This is a genomic window from Desulfobacula toluolica Tol2, assembly GCF_000307105.1.
In the GTDB taxonomy this organism is placed as follows: domain Bacteria; phylum Desulfobacterota; class Desulfobacteria; order Desulfobacterales; family Desulfobacteraceae; genus Desulfobacula; species Desulfobacula toluolica.
In genome coordinates, this window is record NC_018645.1 from 3645639 (window position 1) to 3661374 (window position 15736).

The window sequence follows — 15736 nt, forward strand, 5'->3', positions numbered from 1 at the left end:
CTTTATCTCTCCTTTTTTCTTGCGCCGTAAGCGGCCAGGCCCATGACGGCCAAAACCGCTAAAACAGCCATCCATTCAATACCGGATGAGGTCATCTGTGTGGTATCATCCCGGTTTTTGATTTTTTCCATTTTATACCCTTCAACAACTTCGGCAATATCGTTGTTCAGGGATGAATCCTTTTTTTCCGATGTGGCCTCCTGTGCCGAAGGTGCAGGTGCTGCCAGTTCCTCCAGCAGAGCCTTTTGATCAGCCACCTGCTGTTCCATGGATTTTCCCGCCATCTGTTCCACAGCCAGCTTGAACTGTTCAACCAGCTTGGGGTTTAACACCCCGGGAATTGAAATAATGGAAATCACCATCTGATTGAGTACGGGATTATTGCAGGTATGATCACAACAGGCAATCCCTTTTTGAATAACGCTTGTGGCATATTCGGCAGCCAGGGTTTCCAATATTGCCTGATCAGGCTCCCAATATCCTTTCCGGCTGGTTTCAAGCATTCTTGCCGTTATGGACTGGAATGCCCAGGGAGAAGCTTTATTAAAAAATTGATCCAGCTCAAGACCGTATTTGTCTTCCACATAGACTTCATAAACCTGCCGCCATTTGCTTGCATCAACCTTTTCAGGCGTGGTCATATTCCATCCCCAAAGATATTCAACAAAGTCGGCCATGGCTTTGGCACCGGCATAATCTTCTTTTTTCATACCGTCAATCCATTTGGGATTCAGATACCGGCTGCGCATTTCCCGGCCCAGGGTCTTTGCCATATCTTCCACATTGACCTTTCCCTTTTTCTGCTGCTGCGTGATCAAAGTTTCAGGTGTTTTTCCTGATTCATGACGCGCGGCCATGGAAAGTCCTCCCAAATACTGAAACATATCATCATTGTCCAAAAGACCGTAAACATTGGAGGATCGGGAATGAAGCGTGACATCAACGGTGGACAACTGTTCTTTTAACAGCCCCTTTGCCCGGATGCCCCATTGACCTGCTCCAAAGGCAAACCCCATGCGGTTTTCAAATACGTTCACCACCTGGTCAGGATTTTCCCATTTGGAAGAGCCGGAGGCCATTTCCGATACTCCGTTACCGTATGATCCAGGTGCTTCGGAAAAAACGCGGAACCTGGATATTTGATCAGCTTTTTCAGGGTCCATCCCCTGTTTGATGAGACGTGTTTTTATATCCCTGTTATGCCGGGCAATCAGATTTTCAATATCCGTCTGTTTTGCAGCAAGCCTGATGGCCTTGTCCAAGTATAGCATTTTCTCAGGAAAAAGATCCCGGTACAAACCCGAGGCATTAATCATGACATCAATTCTCGGCCGGTTGAGCCGGTTGGCAGGAATCACGTCAATTCCCAATACCCGTCCTGTTTTGGACCATCTGGGTTTTGTCCCGATCAGATACATAATGGTGGATTCATTCACTCCTTCATTGCGAAGGGTTTCAACAGCCCACAGAACCACGGCAACATTTTGGGGATAACTGCCGTTTTTCATGATATGGTTTTCAATGATCTTCCGGGCCGCTTTTTTCCCCAGGCTCCAGGCGGCAGGACTGGGCAGCTTGCCCGGGTTGAATCCATAGAAATTTCTGCCCGTGGGCATGGCGTCCGGATTTCTGACAGGATCATTTCCCGGTCCTGGTCGAATGTATCTGCCGTCAAGGCCGCTGATCATGGCATTAACTTCATCCCTGCCGGATCTTGCAAGCCTTGATGCAAGATCTTTTTTAGTCTGTTCCGGATTCCATTTGAGAATTGCATCTGCCATTTCAGTAGTCTCATCAGGATCAGGGGAACGGCCAAAGGTGTGCATGCCAAATGGAATCAAATTTTCCTTGATCTCCTCAAGATAATGTCCCAAAAGATGTACCATTTCATCCTGGGAAACATCCTCTCCAGCAGTTTGAGAGGAATATTGACCATCATCTTGAGTATGATCTTGACCGTGCTTATGGTTGTCAGCAGTGGTCTGGATATCCTTTAAAATACCTGTCTTTTTTGCCAGAGCCATAAGCTCTTTGAATTTTTCTTCTGCCGTGACGCTCTGCCGTGCTGTGGCCCGTTCATATTCATTTGCCAGTTCTGCCATACGGCTGTAATCTTCATGCAGATCCGCTGTTTTCAAGATCGGCGTCAAATGAGAAATAATGACCCCTCTTCCCCGTCGCTTTGCCTGAATGCCTTCCCCCACATCATCCACAATATAAGGATAAATATTGGGGATATCACTTATCAGAACTTCCGGCGGGCATGAAGGTGAAAGCCCGGCCTGTTTACCCGGAGTCCATTCATAGGTGGAATGAGTCCCCAGATGGATAATGGCATCGGCCTTAAAATGTTTGGACAGCCAGAGATAAACCGCCAGATACTGGTGATGGGGATAAAGTGTGGTGTCATGATAAAGCTTCATGGGATCATCTCCCCATCCACGGACAGGTTCGGGAAGCAGGATCATGTTTTCAGCCTGAACAGCCGGAATAATAAAATCCTTGCCGTGTATCATTATCCCGGACTCTTCAGGCCCCCCCCACTGTTGAATAACCTTGTTCTTAAAATCTTGAGGAAGGTCTTCAAACCAGTGATTGTATGTTTCAACCGGCAGGCGCACCACCTTGCCGGTTGAAATCAGCTTGTCAAGTTCTCCGGGTGCCCAGGACCCGATGTTTCTGGCTGAACTGAGAATCAGCTCTTTTATCTCTTGTTCGGAAAGGGGCTTCCCGGTTGTATACCCATTTTCCTTAAGGGCCTGAAGGATGGTTTCAAGACTTTGAAATACATTCAGATAAGAGGCTCCGATATTCTGTTTTCCCTGGTGATGGTTGTAAAACATAATGGCCAGTTTTTTTTCAGGATTGGGCTTTTGCTGGAGAGCAATCCATTTTTTCAGCCTGGGGATAAGCCGGTCAATATTTTCCATGACCGGTCGGCTCAGGAAAAAAGATTTTTTTGTTTTCGGGTCAACAACCTTTTGCTTGGCCGAAAGCACGTTGGGCTCAACCAGGCCGGACAGTTCAGGTACGGCCAGAGACCAGGCCACCTCAATGGAATCAATACCAACAGGACTTTTTCGCCAATGGTCGATGGTGTTTTTATACAGGCTGACCGCACTTATTACAGGTACGTCCAGCTGATTGAGCAGCAGGCCAAGTTCCGGAGTCAAAGCATTATAAAACTTAAAGGAATAGGCCAGCACCAGGTCCACCCTGGCTGATCCTGATTCATCCAGAAGAAAAGATTTCAAGATGTTCTGCTCACGGCCAAAACAGGGCATGACATTGAATCCATTATTTTCAAGCTGCTGAATCAACGTATCAATGGGTGCCTTCTGCCCCTTAGTGAGAAAGGATGAAAAAAAAACCAGGCCGATTCTTGGACATTTTGAATCAAATCCAGGCCGATTTTTTTGCCAGGTTAAAAAATCTTTGACCCGAATGAAAACATCAGGGGCATCCGGATGATACACGCCAAGCCGGGGGATTTTGAGCACCTTGTCATAGGATATGGTATTGTCAATGTGGCGATGGGCGATCAGGCGAAGCATGTTTTGAATATTTTCTTTGGAAAGGTTGCTGTAATACTCTGCCACCTTAGAATCAAACACAAACCCTTTTTTTACGAGCGATTCATTATCAAGGGAACCGCGAAGAGCATATATGATTTTTGAATCAAGATCAATATGATCCGTCAAAAAAGTTTCAAATTCCCGGCCCATGACATCCGCGACAATAATGTTTGTTCCCTGGATCTCTTGTTTTATTCTTTGAGCATCCCGTGTCACGTCATGACTGGTGATGACCTTAATATCAATGGGAAGATCAAGTTTTTCTACAGCCATGCAGGCAAGATAAGAATTATGATCCAAAACCATAAAAGCCATATCCGCTGCATACAGATGCCATGGCCAGAAAAAAAGAAGAACAATCAAACGTTTCATGAGGTGTTTCCTTAATTACAGCAACAGTGTTTAATCCGGGATATAAATCATTGAACCGTTTGCCAGTTTATAGGCGGTTCCAAGACGCTCTCCTTTGCCTTTGGCTTTTTCTTTGGTCACTTTTACAGCGTCTATTGTTTTCCCTTTTTTTGAAATAATTTCCATCTGGCCGTCTGCAGATTTTTTAACAATGGTCAGTTCAGATGTCTGCGACAGCAGGTCCTCAATATGATATGCACCAAACAGGGCAATCAAAAGTCCCACAATAAAGACAAGGCCCAAATCAAACAGGTTGGCAACGCCTGACATTGGATCATTGTCGGAAAAACCTGTGCCCCGGTTCTGTTTAGGTTTCAGATATCTCATGACCATGTGTATCTCCTGTTAACAATTCAGCAGCCAGTTCCATATTTTTGATATCCTGCTCAACCCACCGGCGCTGAATTGTAAAATAAAAATAGGCCAGCAATCCCAAGGCCATGCCCACAACTGTTGTGGTAAACGCAACCACAAGGTCCTGGCTCAACTGACCCAGATCTCCCTGACCCAGGGATGCCAGTCCTGTGCCCATGGGGATAAGCGTGCCGATCAGCCCCAGTCCCGGCCCGATCCGGATCATTATTTTCAAGGGATCAAGGGATTTCCACATGCGATGCTCAGCATCCCTTAACAGGTTGACAACCGGAATGGGATCATATGATCCTTTTAAGGATTCCAGGGCCTGGACAATCCTTGTCACCGAAGCCGGAAGACTGTTTTGATATCTGCCTGACATCATTTGTTCCGGCAGGTTCTGATCCTGTTTTTTAAGTCGGCTTCTTTCCAGCCAGAGCCTGAAAAAGGTGCCGGAATAGACCAGCATCCAGACAAACAAACAGGACAAAATCAGCAATACCGGCAAGAACAGGGAAGAGGCAATCAAATAAATAAATGTTTTTAATACAGCCATTATCTGCATGTTTATTCTCTTTTTAAAGGGTTAATAAAGCCTGTAATCAAGGCGCTTATGCTCAGGATGAGCAGGATGATTTTCTCCCGGGACAGCTCAAACATACTGTCTGTGAAAGATATCCTGTAAATTTTATCCAAATCGGCAAATTGTGGAATCACAATGACCGAAAGAATAAAGTAAACGGCAATATAAAGCATCAGCCTGCCCAGAAATGATTTGGCAGCTCCCTGGTTAGTGACCAGGCGTCTGACAGTGAACGCCACAACCAGGCTGATCAGAATAAAGCCTGCATAGAGAGCGAAAAAAACCACGGAATTATCCGGATAAATAGCACTGACAAAACTACAGGATAAAAGGATGACGACAAAACAGACCGGACAGGGCACCACCAGGGGAATCCATCCCCTGGTGGATGTTTGTTTTTCATGGCAGTTCTTTATCAGATTGCCCCCCCAAACCAACAGCAACAAGGCTAAAAGGAGATGAAGGGTCATCCCGCTCTTGAAAAACGCCTGCAGCAGATCAATATGCGCCATCAGATCGACGTTCAGCAAAACAGCAGCAGCAACGGCAAAGACAATGCCGTACCCTGCCATGAACAGCAGGGTTGTCAGAAGTTGTCTTGTTCTGCCGGGCGCCTGCAGAAAAACATAAGATAGCCCTCCACCGCTTTTAACGGCAAAAGCCCCGGTTGATAGAAACAGGCCCAATATCAGCGATTTAAGTTCCATTTAGTCATTTACCTTATAACAGAACAGACACTGGTAAAGTCTGGGCTGTGTTTTTTTAATATCGAATTAAAAATCATATCTCATACCGACATAGAAATTTCTTTCCGGCATGGGGTATCCTTTTATATATTCATATTCTTCATCAAACAGATTGTTGATACTGGCATTTAATGCCAATCTGCCTTTTTTATCCGTGGCAAATAAAACTTTGGTAATGGTCAGATCTGCAACGGTAAAATCCCGGGCTTTTATATCCTGATAAGGCCATCCGCTCTCATAATCGGTTATTGTCTTTTCTCCGAAATAGGCAAAATTAAGTCTTGCTGAAAATCCATTCAAATCAGATACTGAAATACCATAAGATGCTGTTAAATCTGACGTCTCAAAAAGATCAGCACCCGTTATCCTGTCCTCATATTCCGTCAGATAGGTAAATCCGACAAAGGGTCTGATTTCAAAATCCCATCCAAAATAATCGCCAATATCAACACTTAGATTTCCCTCAAAACCGGATATTCTGGCTTCTCCGACATTATCCCATGATCTGTCTCCGTTTGCCCGGGTGACAGATTCTATTTTGTCCTTAAAATCAGTATAAAAATACCCCAGAGAACCGGACAAGGAGAGGTAGAAAACATCCAAACCGCCTTCGCAGGTTTTGCTTGTTTCAGGCGAAAGGTCTGGATTACCCACATAGTTGCTGCCAAAGACAGAGTAGGCGGCAGCCATCTGATCCGCACCCGGCATAACAAAGGCTTCGGAGTAACCTGCCCGCAGTTTTAAATAATCCGTCAAAAGATAGGAAATACCAATATTAGGCGTCAGGTGATTGTCGTCCGCAGTCTTGCCTGCAGGGTCTATGACCTCCACCTCATAGGTATCATACCGTAATCCGGCAGACAGAGTCAGCCGGTCATCTAAAAGTTTTAGTTTACCCAATAAAAATCCTGCAGGATTGTCATAAGATGTTTTTTGGGGATTCCAGGACGCTTCAATATCGTAATCCGCCCAGTCAAAACCGGTGGTAATAAGCGCCTGCCCTAAATCAACTGAAATCTGGGCCTGGATACCTTTGCTCTCTGTTTTTTGTTCGGAAAGGATTGCGTCATCCCATCCATCAGGGTTGCTGCCGGTTGGATCATTCCATGTATCCTCATCTTTACCCTGGAAATATTTTAATTTCCAAACAAAGCGTGAATCTGTTGTCTGGCCGTCCAGTACGATATCAAAAGAATAATTTGATTTGTCTGTATAATCATCCAGATCATTCTGGCTTAAATAACTTGGAGAGCCGGCTTCATCCACATTAAAACCGTGATAAAGAAATGCAATTCGATTATTGGGAAACGGTGTATACCCCATATTCATGCTGATGCTTTCCCTGCTGTCAAACCCGGTATTATGGTATTTTGTTCCACTGGCTGTGGTATAATCATCTTCCGTCTCTCTTGTGACACTGCCGGAAAAATCAAACCCATTATACTCTCCTGCAAAACCGGCACTGATATCTTCATGCCCGAAACTGCCCAGATTCCCTTCACCAAAAGCAGATAATTTGCCTTTTCCCCTTCGGGTAATCACGTTCACAACCCCACCGACAGCGGCAGAACCATATAAAACAGATGCCGGCCCTCTGATGATTTCTATACGCTCAACATTTTTGGTCATAATTTTTGCCACATTTCCAGTGCCCGATCTTCGACCGTTAAGCAGGATAAGAACATGCCCTTTCAGGTCATTCCCATGGGAATCTGTTCTAAATCCCCTGATGCCTATGGTAGTAAGATTTCCAGGATATTTTTTGATGGCACCGATGCCTTTTTGCGCTAAAAGATCGCCAACATCCCTGGCAGACGACATTCGGATTTCCTGCTCATCAATCACGGCAACATTATTGACAATCTCTTTTTTGGATTCTGCAACTCTCCCTACTGTTACAACAATATCCTCAAGTTTTGTTTTGGATTGATTTTTATCAGAAGCTAAAGCCTGCCCCATGCCAGGCAGCAGCAACATGACAACAGCCAGAAGAACTGCCGATACGGATTTATTCATATTTTTCCCCTTTTAAATCGGGGGAACGCGAAAAAAAGCTCACAGCAGGAATAAAAAAATAAAATTAATTTTACATCCCGATATTGCTCAGGCAACTTTTTTTCAAGGCCTCCCCTTTTTTGCCGGGGATTTGCAAAAAAAAACCCCGGACCATTTATTGATAATGATCTGAGGTTCCCTGATTTTTCCACAGATTGGATTTGCCCCACCCTTGTCCACGAGGTATGACAGATTAAACTTTTTCAGGCAGGTCTTCTGACTTTCGGGTCATCCTATTAACTGCGTCTTCCCAGCGTTATAAAGCCAGTGACATAAATGCAGCGTTCGTCTCCGATCACAGCGGCGGGCCCATCCCTGATTCGCACAGGGTTCCCTATTGTGCCTTAACAGGCACCTGAAATTTTTATATTGACTTAAATTAAAAAAGAATCTAAGTCAATATAAAAATTTCAAATATGTTTATCTTGACAAATTCAGACAATAAATATAGAATTCAGAGTTTTTTAAAATTGCGAAAAGTATTGAAATAATAAGGAGAGTTTAAAAATGTACGCAGTTATCAGAACCGGGGGAAAACAATATAAGGTTCATGAAGAACAGATCCTGAAAGTTGAAAAGCTTGATGGTACGGAAGGTTCTCAGGTTGAATTTGATGATGTCCTCATGTATTCAGATGGTGAAACCATCACTCTTGGAAGTCCGAAAGTTGAAAATGCGGCAGTCAAAGCGCACATTCTTGAGCAGGGAAAGGACAAAAAGAAACTGGTCTTCAAGTATAAACGCCGGAAAGGCTTTAGAAGACTCAAAGGCCACAGACAAAATTATACTGAAATTAAAATCGAATCCATTACGGTTTAGATAGCAAGGAGAAATTCAGATGTCACATAAAAAAGCAGCAGGTAGTTCAAAAAACGGTCGCGATTCAAACTCACAGCGCCGTGGTGTTAAAAAATTCGGCGGAGAAAATGTTCTTGCAGGAAATATTCTTATCAGACAGGTGGGAACTAAAATCCATCCGGGCAACAATGTTGGTATGGGCAAAGATTATACTATTTTTGCCAAAATTGACGGTGTTGTGACCTTTGAAAGAAAAGGCCGCGACAGAAAAAAAGTCAGCGTATATGCCGCGTGAAATTTGTAGATGAAGCAATTATCACTGTCAAGTCAGGCGATGGTGGCCGAGGATGCACAAGTTTCCGAAGGGAACGGTACATTGAATTTGGAGGACCTGACGGTGGAGATGGCGGCGATGGTGGTCATGTTATTCTGAAAATTGATCAGAGTAAACGAACACTTTTTGATTATCGCCGTCAAAAATTGCTCAAGGCCAAAAATGGTGAGTCAGGCCAGGGCAAACAAAAACATGGGAAAAACGGGAAAAACTGCACAATCACCCTTCCCCCTGGAACCATTGTCTCCAATGCAGATACCAATGAAATCATTGTCGACCTAACCGACACAGAGGATGAATATATTATTGCCCGTGGCGGCATGGGAGGCCGAGGCAACAAACGGTTTGCAAGTTCCACCAACCGGGCACCCAGGTATTCCCAGCCAGGACTCCCTGGGATTGAAATACATCTGAAATTAGAGTTAAAACTGCTTGCCGATGTCGGACTTGTAGGATTACCCAATGCCGGTAAATCAACGCTTATCAGCAGCATCTCAGCAGCCCGTCCCAAAATAGCCGACTATCCGTTTACAACACTGTCCCCTATCCTTGGGATGGTTGAACCTCCTTTTGGAGAACCGTTTGCTGTGGCCGATATCCCAGGTCTCATTGAAGGTGCCCATGAAGGAATCGGCCTTGGGATCAGTTTTTTAAAGCATATTGAAAGGACAGGCATCCTGGTGCATCTGATTGATGTTTCCCAGATAGATCCGGAGTCTCCACTGACATCTTTTAACCTGATCAACAATGAGTTGTCCAAATACAGCCAATCTCTGGCCCAAAAGATGCAGATTGTAGTTCTCAACAAAATGGACTTGCCGGATACACAGGAAAAAGCCGATGCTTTCCAAAACGCATTAAAAGACATCCAGGTACTGACTCTGTCAGCTGCAACCGGGAAAGGGGTAAAAGATCTTGTAAAGCTTTTATCATCCAAGCTTACAAAGAGTTAAAAATGAAAGTGGGACTTTTCGGAGGAACATTTAATCCCTTTCACAATGGCCATATTGGAATTCTTCAGCATGTCAAACAAACCTGTGGCCTGGAAAAAATATTTTTAATCCCTTCTGCAACACCTCCCCACAAACCTGACATCAATCTTGCACCTGCCGGTGAAAGATTTAAGATGGTAAAAGAAAGCTTAAAGGGCCATAAAAATTTTTGGGTGTCTGATAAAGAATTGCTCAGAAAAGGCCCCTCTTTTACCATTGACACCATCAAAGAATTTAAAAAAGAATATGGCCTGCAAACCTTTTTTTTTCTGTTAATGGGATCTGACGCTTTTTTAGATATAACCACCTGGAAAAAAAAGGATCAAATTTTCAAAGCAGTTCCCATTATCATCATGTTGAGAGGAGATTGGAAAAACACCCATGCCATTGCCTCTTTTATTGACGAAAACATATCACAGGGGTACACCTTTAATGAACAGAACAATACATTTTCCCATACAAAGAAACAGAAAATTATCATTTGCAAGGTGCCCAGAATAGATATTTCATCCACCATGATCCGGGAAAGGGTCAAAAACAATAAATCCATAAAAGAGTTTGTGCCTGCAAATGTTGAAAAAATTATTAGAGCAAAGGAATTGTATAAATGACAAACCCCATCGCATCACCAGACGATCTTAAACCATATCTTATTCCGGCATTTGAAAGAAAGGCAAAATCAATTACCGCCATTAATGTCAAAGCGCTAACCTCTTATACCGACACCCTTGTCATTATTGAAGGAAGTTCCCACCGCCAGGTGACATCCATTGCAGAACATTTGATCAAAAGCTTGAAAAATCAGAAAAAAAAAGCCATTGGTGTAGAAGGCGTTAAAGAAGGTGAATGGGCTTTGCTTGATTACGGAGATGTCATTATTCATATTTTCGAATCTGAAAAAAAATCGTTTTATGATATCGAAGGCTTGTGGGCCGATGCCAAACGGATAGATCTTTCCGAATTTAAAGACGCTTACAGATCAGAGGAGACCGACGATGAGTTCTAATTCCCACCCTGTCAATATCTTAATGATCCTTGACGGCTGGGGAATACGTGATGAAACACATGGGAATGCATTTGCACTGGCCAAAACGCCGTTTCTGGATTCTCTGATAAAAAAATTTCCAACCTGCAAACTTTTATGCTCAGGCAATGCCGTCGGACTTCCAGAGGGAACCATGGGCAACTCGGAAGTCGGGCACATGAATATCGGTGCCGGTCGAAAAGTGCTGCAGGATTTTGTAAGAATTAACAAAGCCATTGAAGATCAGTCTTTTTTTAAAACCCCTGCTCTTTTGGATCTCATGGCACAGGTTTCAAATAACCAAAAAAGCCTCCACATCATGGGACTGCTGTCTGACGGAGGGGTTCACAGCCATATTTCTCATTTGTTTGCCTTGATTGACATGGCAAAACAAAACAAAGTGGAAAATCTGTTCATTCATCCCATCCTTGACGGACGGGACACCTCACCTGCCAGCGGTATCAACTATATAAAACAACTTCAGGCATATCTGGATCACCATGAATACGGTAAAATTGCCACGCTTGTCGGCAGGTACTGGGCCATGGACAGGGATACCCGATGGGACCGGGTTGAAAAGGCATATAAACTTTTTACGGCAGCCGCAGGTGTGATGGAACAAGACCCGGTTTGCGCCGTACAAAACGCCTATGATTCAGATAAAACTGATGAATTTGTCCCCCCGATTTTTCTTGAAAAAAATTTATCACAAAACAAAAAGATCAATAACGGAATAGTTCAAGATGGAGACGGCCTGATTTTTTTTAATTTCAGGGCGGATCGGGCTAAGGAAATCACCCGGGCGTTTACCGAATCTGCTTTTAATGAATTTGCCAGGGGAAAAAAGATAGACCTGGCAGGATTTGTCTGTATGACCCAATATGATGAAACCTTTAATCTTCCAGTAGCCTTTGCTCCTCAGCATCTGGATCAGGTTCTGGGAGAAATATTGAGTCAAAACAGTATTTCCCAGCTTAGAATTGCCGAAACTGAAAAATATGCTCATGTCACCTATTTTTTCAATGGCGGAGATGAAAAAGTTTTTGACGGGGAAAAAAGGATTTTGATCCCTTCTCCACGAGACGTTGCAACCTATGATGAAAAGCCCCAGATGAGTGCTTTTGAGCTTGCCGACAAAGCATGTGAACAAATAAGGGCAGGAGCATTTCAGTTTATTATCCTGAATTTTGCAAACATGGACATGGTGGGACATACCGGAATCCTAAAAGCTGCTGTTAAGGGATGTGAGACCGTGGACAAGTGCGCACAAAAGGTTGTTGAGGCTATATGGGAAACCGGTGGATTTGCCATAGTCACAGCCGATCATGGAAATTCGGAACAGATGATCGCCGATGACGGTTCCGCCCACACTGCCCATACCTTGAACCCTGTAAGACTGATACTTGCAGGAGACAAGCTAAAAGAAAAAAAACTAAAGGATGGTATTCTCGGCGATATCGCACCGACCATTCTGAAATTATTAAATATAGAGCAACCGCTACAAATGACAGGAACATCTTTAATATGAACTTTAAGTATATTATCACTGATTATATTACCGGAAAATCCGTAAGAAATATTGGCCCTGAGGCCAGCAGACAGATATTTGAAAAATTCCTGGTGGATGAAAAAGGATATGCAAAAGAAGATATCTGTGTGGATGAAGAACTGATTGTCCAGTTTAAAGGGGAAGACTATATTTCATCCATTGACCTGATTGTAAGTTGCAAAGATAAGGCATTGATGGCCATTACCTGTGTTGCAGGCTCCATAGGGTCCTATGAAAGAGAGATCCTGGCCGGTGCCAGGCTGGTTCATGACTATCAAATTCCTTTTGCCGTTTCAACCGATGCAAGGGATGCCGTGGTAATGGATACACTTTCCGGTAAAACAGTTGGCAAGGGCCTGGATGCGATTCCATCAAAACAAGAGGCTCTTGAGCTTATTGAATCAATTGAGTATAAACCTCTTGATAAAGACAGAAAAGAGCGGGAAATGATCATTTACCGCTCTTTTAACCTGGAAAAAGTCAACAAGTAACGCAAAAATTTAGTCTATGGGGGACAGATTTCAAATCTGCCCCTTAACCACGTGGTATCTCTTTGTTGCAATGCTTGCAAAGCGTGGCCCGTTTTTTAATAATCTCGGCACAATAGGGACATTCCCGGGTAAAATGTCTTTCATGAAGCTGGACAATTGCATCTTCCACGCCTTTTTGAAGAACAGGAGTGGGAAACTTATGATTGATTAAATGCTCTGTTGCTTCAATACCACCCAATTCCCCTACCATCTCAGCAGCTTTTAACCTTGCCTTGGGGGGAATATTGGGATCAAGACAAATTTTTAAAATTTCATCCCAATCTTTTGACATATAATAATCAGTTAAAATTGAGAAAGTTTTTTTCAACAGCTCTTTTCTGACTTCCTCCCGGATCAAAACTTCATCATCCAGTTTTCCACCCTGGGCACCCATGGGACTGAATACCGGCATATACTCAAAATTTTTCTGTCCCGGTTCAACATAGCATCTGTAGGATGCAGCCGCCTCCATGGTTTCACTCATGTTATCCCAGCCATGTTTATAGCTTGAGCAGTCATCATTAAAACAGACAAACAAATAGGGGGTTCCCCACCCCAATCCATCACTAAAATTAATGGGGGGAACCTCCCATAGTGTCATATCGGTATCACAGTGCGGACACCGTGGTTTATCCATTTTTATATATTTTTCAAGAAGTTCTTCTTTTGTTTCAAACGCCATTATCTCAATCTCCTTTGGTAGTCTGTCATTCCAGACTACCAAAGTAAGCATATCAAATGTTTTGTCAAACCGTATTATTCGATAACAACCAGGACATCTCCCTTGGCAACGTTATCACCGCTGCTGTAGTTCACGGCACTAATAACACCACTTACAGGTGCAGGCAGAGCATTTTCCATTTTCATGGCTTCAATGACCACAACTGTTTCTCCTTCATTTACCGAATCCCCTACATTTTTCTCATAGGCAATCACCATCCCAGGCATGGGTGCTTTAATAGGTGTTCCGGTCGCAGCTGCAGGTGCGGGTTTTTCTTTTGCTTCAGGCACAGGTTGGGCTTCAGGGGCCGCTGCAGGCGCCTGAGCAGGTGCTGCAGGTGCTGCAGGTGCCATCTGGGCTGGAGCAGGCTGAGCAACTTGAGCCGGAGCCGCATAGGTAATAACAGGAGCGCCGCCAACTTCATCAACACCCACTTCAAAATATTCCCCTTCTACAAAAACATTAAAGGTACGGGCATTTTCACTTTTTTCAGGGGCATTACCCAATTTGGCTTTTTCAACCAGCTCGCCTCTTTTGAGTTTTTCAATCATTGCATCTTGTTTTGCCACATCTTCAAGGGTAATAGGTCTTATGCTGTCAGGCATCTGTTCCTTACCATATTTTTGCATAAGATATTTTTTGCCGGTAACAGGGAAAAGAGTATATAAAATCAGATCTTCATCATCTTTGGCCAGGGTGCCGATCTTTTCTCTTGCTTTTTCAAGTTCCGGTTCAAGAACTTCTGCAGGCCTGCATGTAATAGGCTCTTCGCCTCTGTCATAGCCTTTGAGGGCTTTTTTCTGCACTTCAGGATCAATGGGGACGGATGTTTTTCCATAAAGTCCGTAACAAAGGTCTTTGACCTGAGCAGTTACCATCTTATACCGTTCATCAGGTGTATCAAACAGCACATTATTAACTGTCTGGATACCAACAATCTGACTTGTCGGTGTCACAAGAGGAACCTGACCCAACTCTTTTCTAACCCTTGGCAGCTGTTTGTAAACCTCATCAATCTTATCCAAGGCATCCATCTCCTTCAACTGATTCACAAGATTGGACAGCATTCCGCCGGGTGTCTGATGCAGCAACACGTTAATATCAATCACAGACACCTTTGAATCATCCAGAAGGTGTTTATATTTGGGCATCACTTCTTTTTCAAGGGTTTCATTGATATCGGCCAGTGCATTTATATCAAACCCTGTATCCCTGTTGGTTCCCAAGAGCGACATCACAAAAGGCTCCAAAGCAGCATGGGATGTCCTGTAGGCATAAGGAGTCAGGCAGGTGTCAATAATATCAACCCCGGCTTCAATGGCTTTAAAAAGAGTCATGGGAGACATGCCGGATGTAAAATGACTGTGAAGATGAATCAAAGGTTTGACATTCTCTTTTAATGCTCTGACAAGTCTGTAGGCATCATAAGGTGCCATAAGCCCTGCCATGTCCTTGACACAGATACTGTCCGCGCCCATGTCTTCAAGCTCTTTTGCTTTTTTAATATAGTAATCAAGGTTATAAACATCTCCGCCAAGTCGCGGTTCTGTCAATGTATAGCAGATACAGCCCTGAAAATGAGCTCCGCATTCCTTGATCACAGGTACAACCGATTCAAAATTACGATAATCATTGAGCGCATCAAAGGTTCTGAAAACTTCCATCCCGTTATCAACTGTCTTTTTCACAAACAGCTTTGCCACGTCATCAGCATAATTTCTATATCCCACAAGATTCTGACCTCTCAGGAGCATTGAAAACGGGGTCTTTTTAAAATACCGTTTAAGGGTCCGAAGTCTTTCCCATGGATCTTCCCCTAAAAAACGGTGCATGGTGTCAAAAGTTGCGCCGCCCCATACTTCCACCGCCCAGAAACCGATTTCATCCATTCTTTCGGCAACAGGAATCATATCTTCGGTTCTTCCACGAGTGGCAAATAAAGACTGATGTCCGTCACGCAAAGATAAGTCCTCTATTTTAAGGGGATTTTTTGCTTTTGGCCTGTCTTTGCCATACTTCATTTCAACCATTTCAATTTCAGTGTGATTACTCATCAATTTTCTC

General features: G+C 43.7%; 14 protein-coding genes and 1 riboswitch. Of the genes, 7 read left to right on the top strand and 7 right to left on the bottom strand.

The genetic code is table 11. The features are described 5' to 3' along the window. Nucleotides 1–2: 2 nt before the first annotated feature. From TOL2_RS16645 to TOL2_RS16665, 5 genes are all read right to left on the bottom strand, one after another. Entirely contained in the window at nucleotides 3–3947 is a 3945-nt protein-coding gene (locus tag TOL2_RS16645) for a cobaltochelatase subunit CobN (protein WP_014958463.1), read from the bottom strand. Nucleotides 3948–3977: 30 nt separating this feature from the next. Then, on the bottom strand, nucleotides 3978–4313 hold the full coding sequence (locus tag TOL2_RS16650; protein ID WP_014958464.1) for a DUF2149 domain-containing protein: 336 nt from the start codon (nucleotides 4311–4313) through the stop codon (nucleotides 3978–3980). Further along, nucleotides 4294–4905: a MotA/TolQ/ExbB proton channel family protein gene (locus TOL2_RS16655; protein WP_014958465.1), complete on the bottom strand. Its 612-nt coding sequence runs from the start codon at nucleotides 4903–4905 to the stop codon at nucleotides 4294–4296. The genes TOL2_RS16650 and TOL2_RS16655 overlap by 20 nt, the downstream gene beginning before the upstream one ends. Nucleotides 4906–4907: 2 nt before the next feature. Next, entirely contained in the window at nucleotides 4908–5630 is a 723-nt protein-coding gene (locus TOL2_RS16660) for a DUF2162 family putative transporter (RefSeq protein ID WP_014958466.1), read from the bottom strand. A gap of 66 nt (nucleotides 5631–5696) precedes the next feature. Continuing rightward, a complete protein-coding gene (locus tag TOL2_RS16665) occupies nucleotides 5697–7685 on the bottom strand; it encodes a TonB-dependent receptor (RefSeq protein ID WP_014958467.1) in 1989 nt (662 codons plus the stop codon). A 228-nt stretch (nucleotides 7686–7913) separates the two neighbouring features. Then, nucleotides 7914–8098, bottom strand: a riboswitch (cobalamin riboswitch). Between the two features lie 133 nt (nucleotides 8099–8231). Here TOL2_RS16665 and rplU point away from each other — a divergent pair. The 7 genes from rplU to TOL2_RS16705 are packed head-to-tail and all read left to right on the top strand — an operon-like array spanning nucleotide 8232 to nucleotide 12912. Continuing rightward, complete coding sequence (rplU, locus tag TOL2_RS16675; RefSeq protein ID WP_014958469.1) at nucleotides 8232–8543, top strand: 50S ribosomal protein L21; 312 nt, start codon at nucleotides 8232–8234, stop codon at nucleotides 8541–8543. 19 nt (nucleotides 8544–8562) lie between these two features. After that, entirely contained in the window at nucleotides 8563–8817 is a 255-nt protein-coding gene (gene rpmA, locus TOL2_RS16680) for a 50S ribosomal protein L27 (RefSeq protein WP_014958470.1), read from the top strand. After that, nucleotides 8814–9809, top strand: a complete 996-nt coding sequence (gene obgE, locus TOL2_RS16685) for a GTPase ObgE (RefSeq protein ID WP_014958471.1) — start codon at nucleotides 8814–8816, stop codon at nucleotides 9807–9809. Before rpmA ends, obgE begins: the two co-directional genes overlap by 4 nt. Nucleotides 9810–9811: 2 nt before the next feature. Beyond that, nucleotides 9812–10459: a nicotinate-nucleotide adenylyltransferase gene (gene nadD, locus TOL2_RS16690; RefSeq protein ID WP_014958472.1), complete on the top strand. Its 648-nt coding sequence runs from the start codon at nucleotides 9812–9814 to the stop codon at nucleotides 10457–10459. Beyond that, entirely contained in the window at nucleotides 10456–10854 is a 399-nt protein-coding gene (gene rsfS, locus TOL2_RS16695; RefSeq protein ID WP_014958473.1) for a ribosome silencing factor, read from the top strand. The genes nadD and rsfS overlap by 4 nt, the downstream gene beginning before the upstream one ends. Continuing rightward, nucleotides 10844–12400, top strand: a complete 1557-nt coding sequence (gene gpmI / locus TOL2_RS16700; protein WP_014958474.1) for a 2,3-bisphosphoglycerate-independent phosphoglycerate mutase — start codon at nucleotides 10844–10846, stop codon at nucleotides 12398–12400. The genes rsfS and gpmI overlap by 11 nt, the downstream gene beginning before the upstream one ends. After that, a complete protein-coding gene (locus TOL2_RS16705) occupies nucleotides 12397–12912 on the top strand; it encodes a type I restriction enzyme HsdR N-terminal domain-containing protein (protein ID WP_014958475.1) in 516 nt (171 codons plus the stop codon). The genes gpmI and TOL2_RS16705 overlap by 4 nt, the downstream gene beginning before the upstream one ends. Nucleotides 12913–12955: 43 nt before the next feature. Here the strand turns inward: TOL2_RS16705 and TOL2_RS16710 are convergent, their stop codons facing one another. Together TOL2_RS16710 and TOL2_RS16715 are read right to left on the bottom strand one after the other, a co-directional pair. Further along, nucleotides 12956–13633, bottom strand: coding sequence for a zinc ribbon domain-containing protein (locus TOL2_RS16710; protein ID WP_014958476.1), 678 nt, complete (start codon nucleotides 13631–13633; stop codon nucleotides 12956–12958). Between the two features lie 74 nt (nucleotides 13634–13707). Continuing rightward, nucleotides 13708–15726 carry a pyruvate carboxylase subunit B gene (locus TOL2_RS16715; RefSeq protein ID WP_014958477.1) on the bottom strand — a complete coding sequence of 673 codons (2019 nt, stop codon included), beginning with the start codon at nucleotides 15724–15726 and terminating at the stop codon, nucleotides 13708–13710. Nucleotides 15727–15736 lie beyond the last annotated feature (10 nt).

What these genes read in the sequence shown, in the direction of transcription:
- TOL2_RS16645 (WP_014958463.1), bottom strand. Translation starts at nt 3,947, where the DNA reads ATGAAACGTTTGATTGTTCTTCTTTTTTTCTGGCCATGGCATCTGTAT.
- TOL2_RS16650 (WP_014958464.1), bottom strand. Translation starts at nt 4,313, where the DNA reads ATGAGATATCTGAAACCTAAACAGAACCGGGGCACAGGTTTTTCCGAC.
- TOL2_RS16655 (WP_014958465.1), bottom strand. Translation starts at nt 4,905, where the DNA reads ATGCAGATAATGGCTGTATTAAAAACATTTATTTATTTGATTGCCTCT.
- TOL2_RS16660 (WP_014958466.1), bottom strand. Translation starts at nt 5,630, where the DNA reads ATGGAACTTAAATCGCTGATATTGGGCCTGTTTCTATCAACCGGGGCT.
- TOL2_RS16665 (WP_014958467.1), bottom strand. Translation starts at nt 7,685, where the DNA reads ATGAATAAATCCGTATCGGCAGTTCTTCTGGCTGTTGTCATGTTGCTG.
- rplU (WP_014958469.1), top strand. Translation starts at nt 8,232, where the DNA reads ATGTACGCAGTTATCAGAACCGGGGGAAAACAATATAAGGTTCATGAA.
- rpmA (WP_014958470.1), top strand. Translation starts at nt 8,563, where the DNA reads ATGTCACATAAAAAAGCAGCAGGTAGTTCAAAAAACGGTCGCGATTCA.
- nadD (WP_014958472.1), top strand. Translation starts at nt 9,812, where the DNA reads ATGAAAGTGGGACTTTTCGGAGGAACATTTAATCCCTTTCACAATGGC.
- rsfS (WP_014958473.1), top strand. Translation starts at nt 10,456, where the DNA reads ATGACAAACCCCATCGCATCACCAGACGATCTTAAACCATATCTTATT.
- gpmI (WP_014958474.1), top strand. Translation starts at nt 10,844, where the DNA reads ATGAGTTCTAATTCCCACCCTGTCAATATCTTAATGATCCTTGACGGC.
- TOL2_RS16705 (WP_014958475.1), top strand. Translation starts at nt 12,397, where the DNA reads ATGAACTTTAAGTATATTATCACTGATTATATTACCGGAAAATCCGTA.
- TOL2_RS16710 (WP_014958476.1), bottom strand. Translation starts at nt 13,633, where the DNA reads ATGGCGTTTGAAACAAAAGAAGAACTTCTTGAAAAATATATAAAAATG.
- TOL2_RS16715 (WP_014958477.1), bottom strand. Translation starts at nt 15,726, where the DNA reads ATGAGTAATCACACTGAAATTGAAATGGTTGAAATGAAGTATGGCAAA.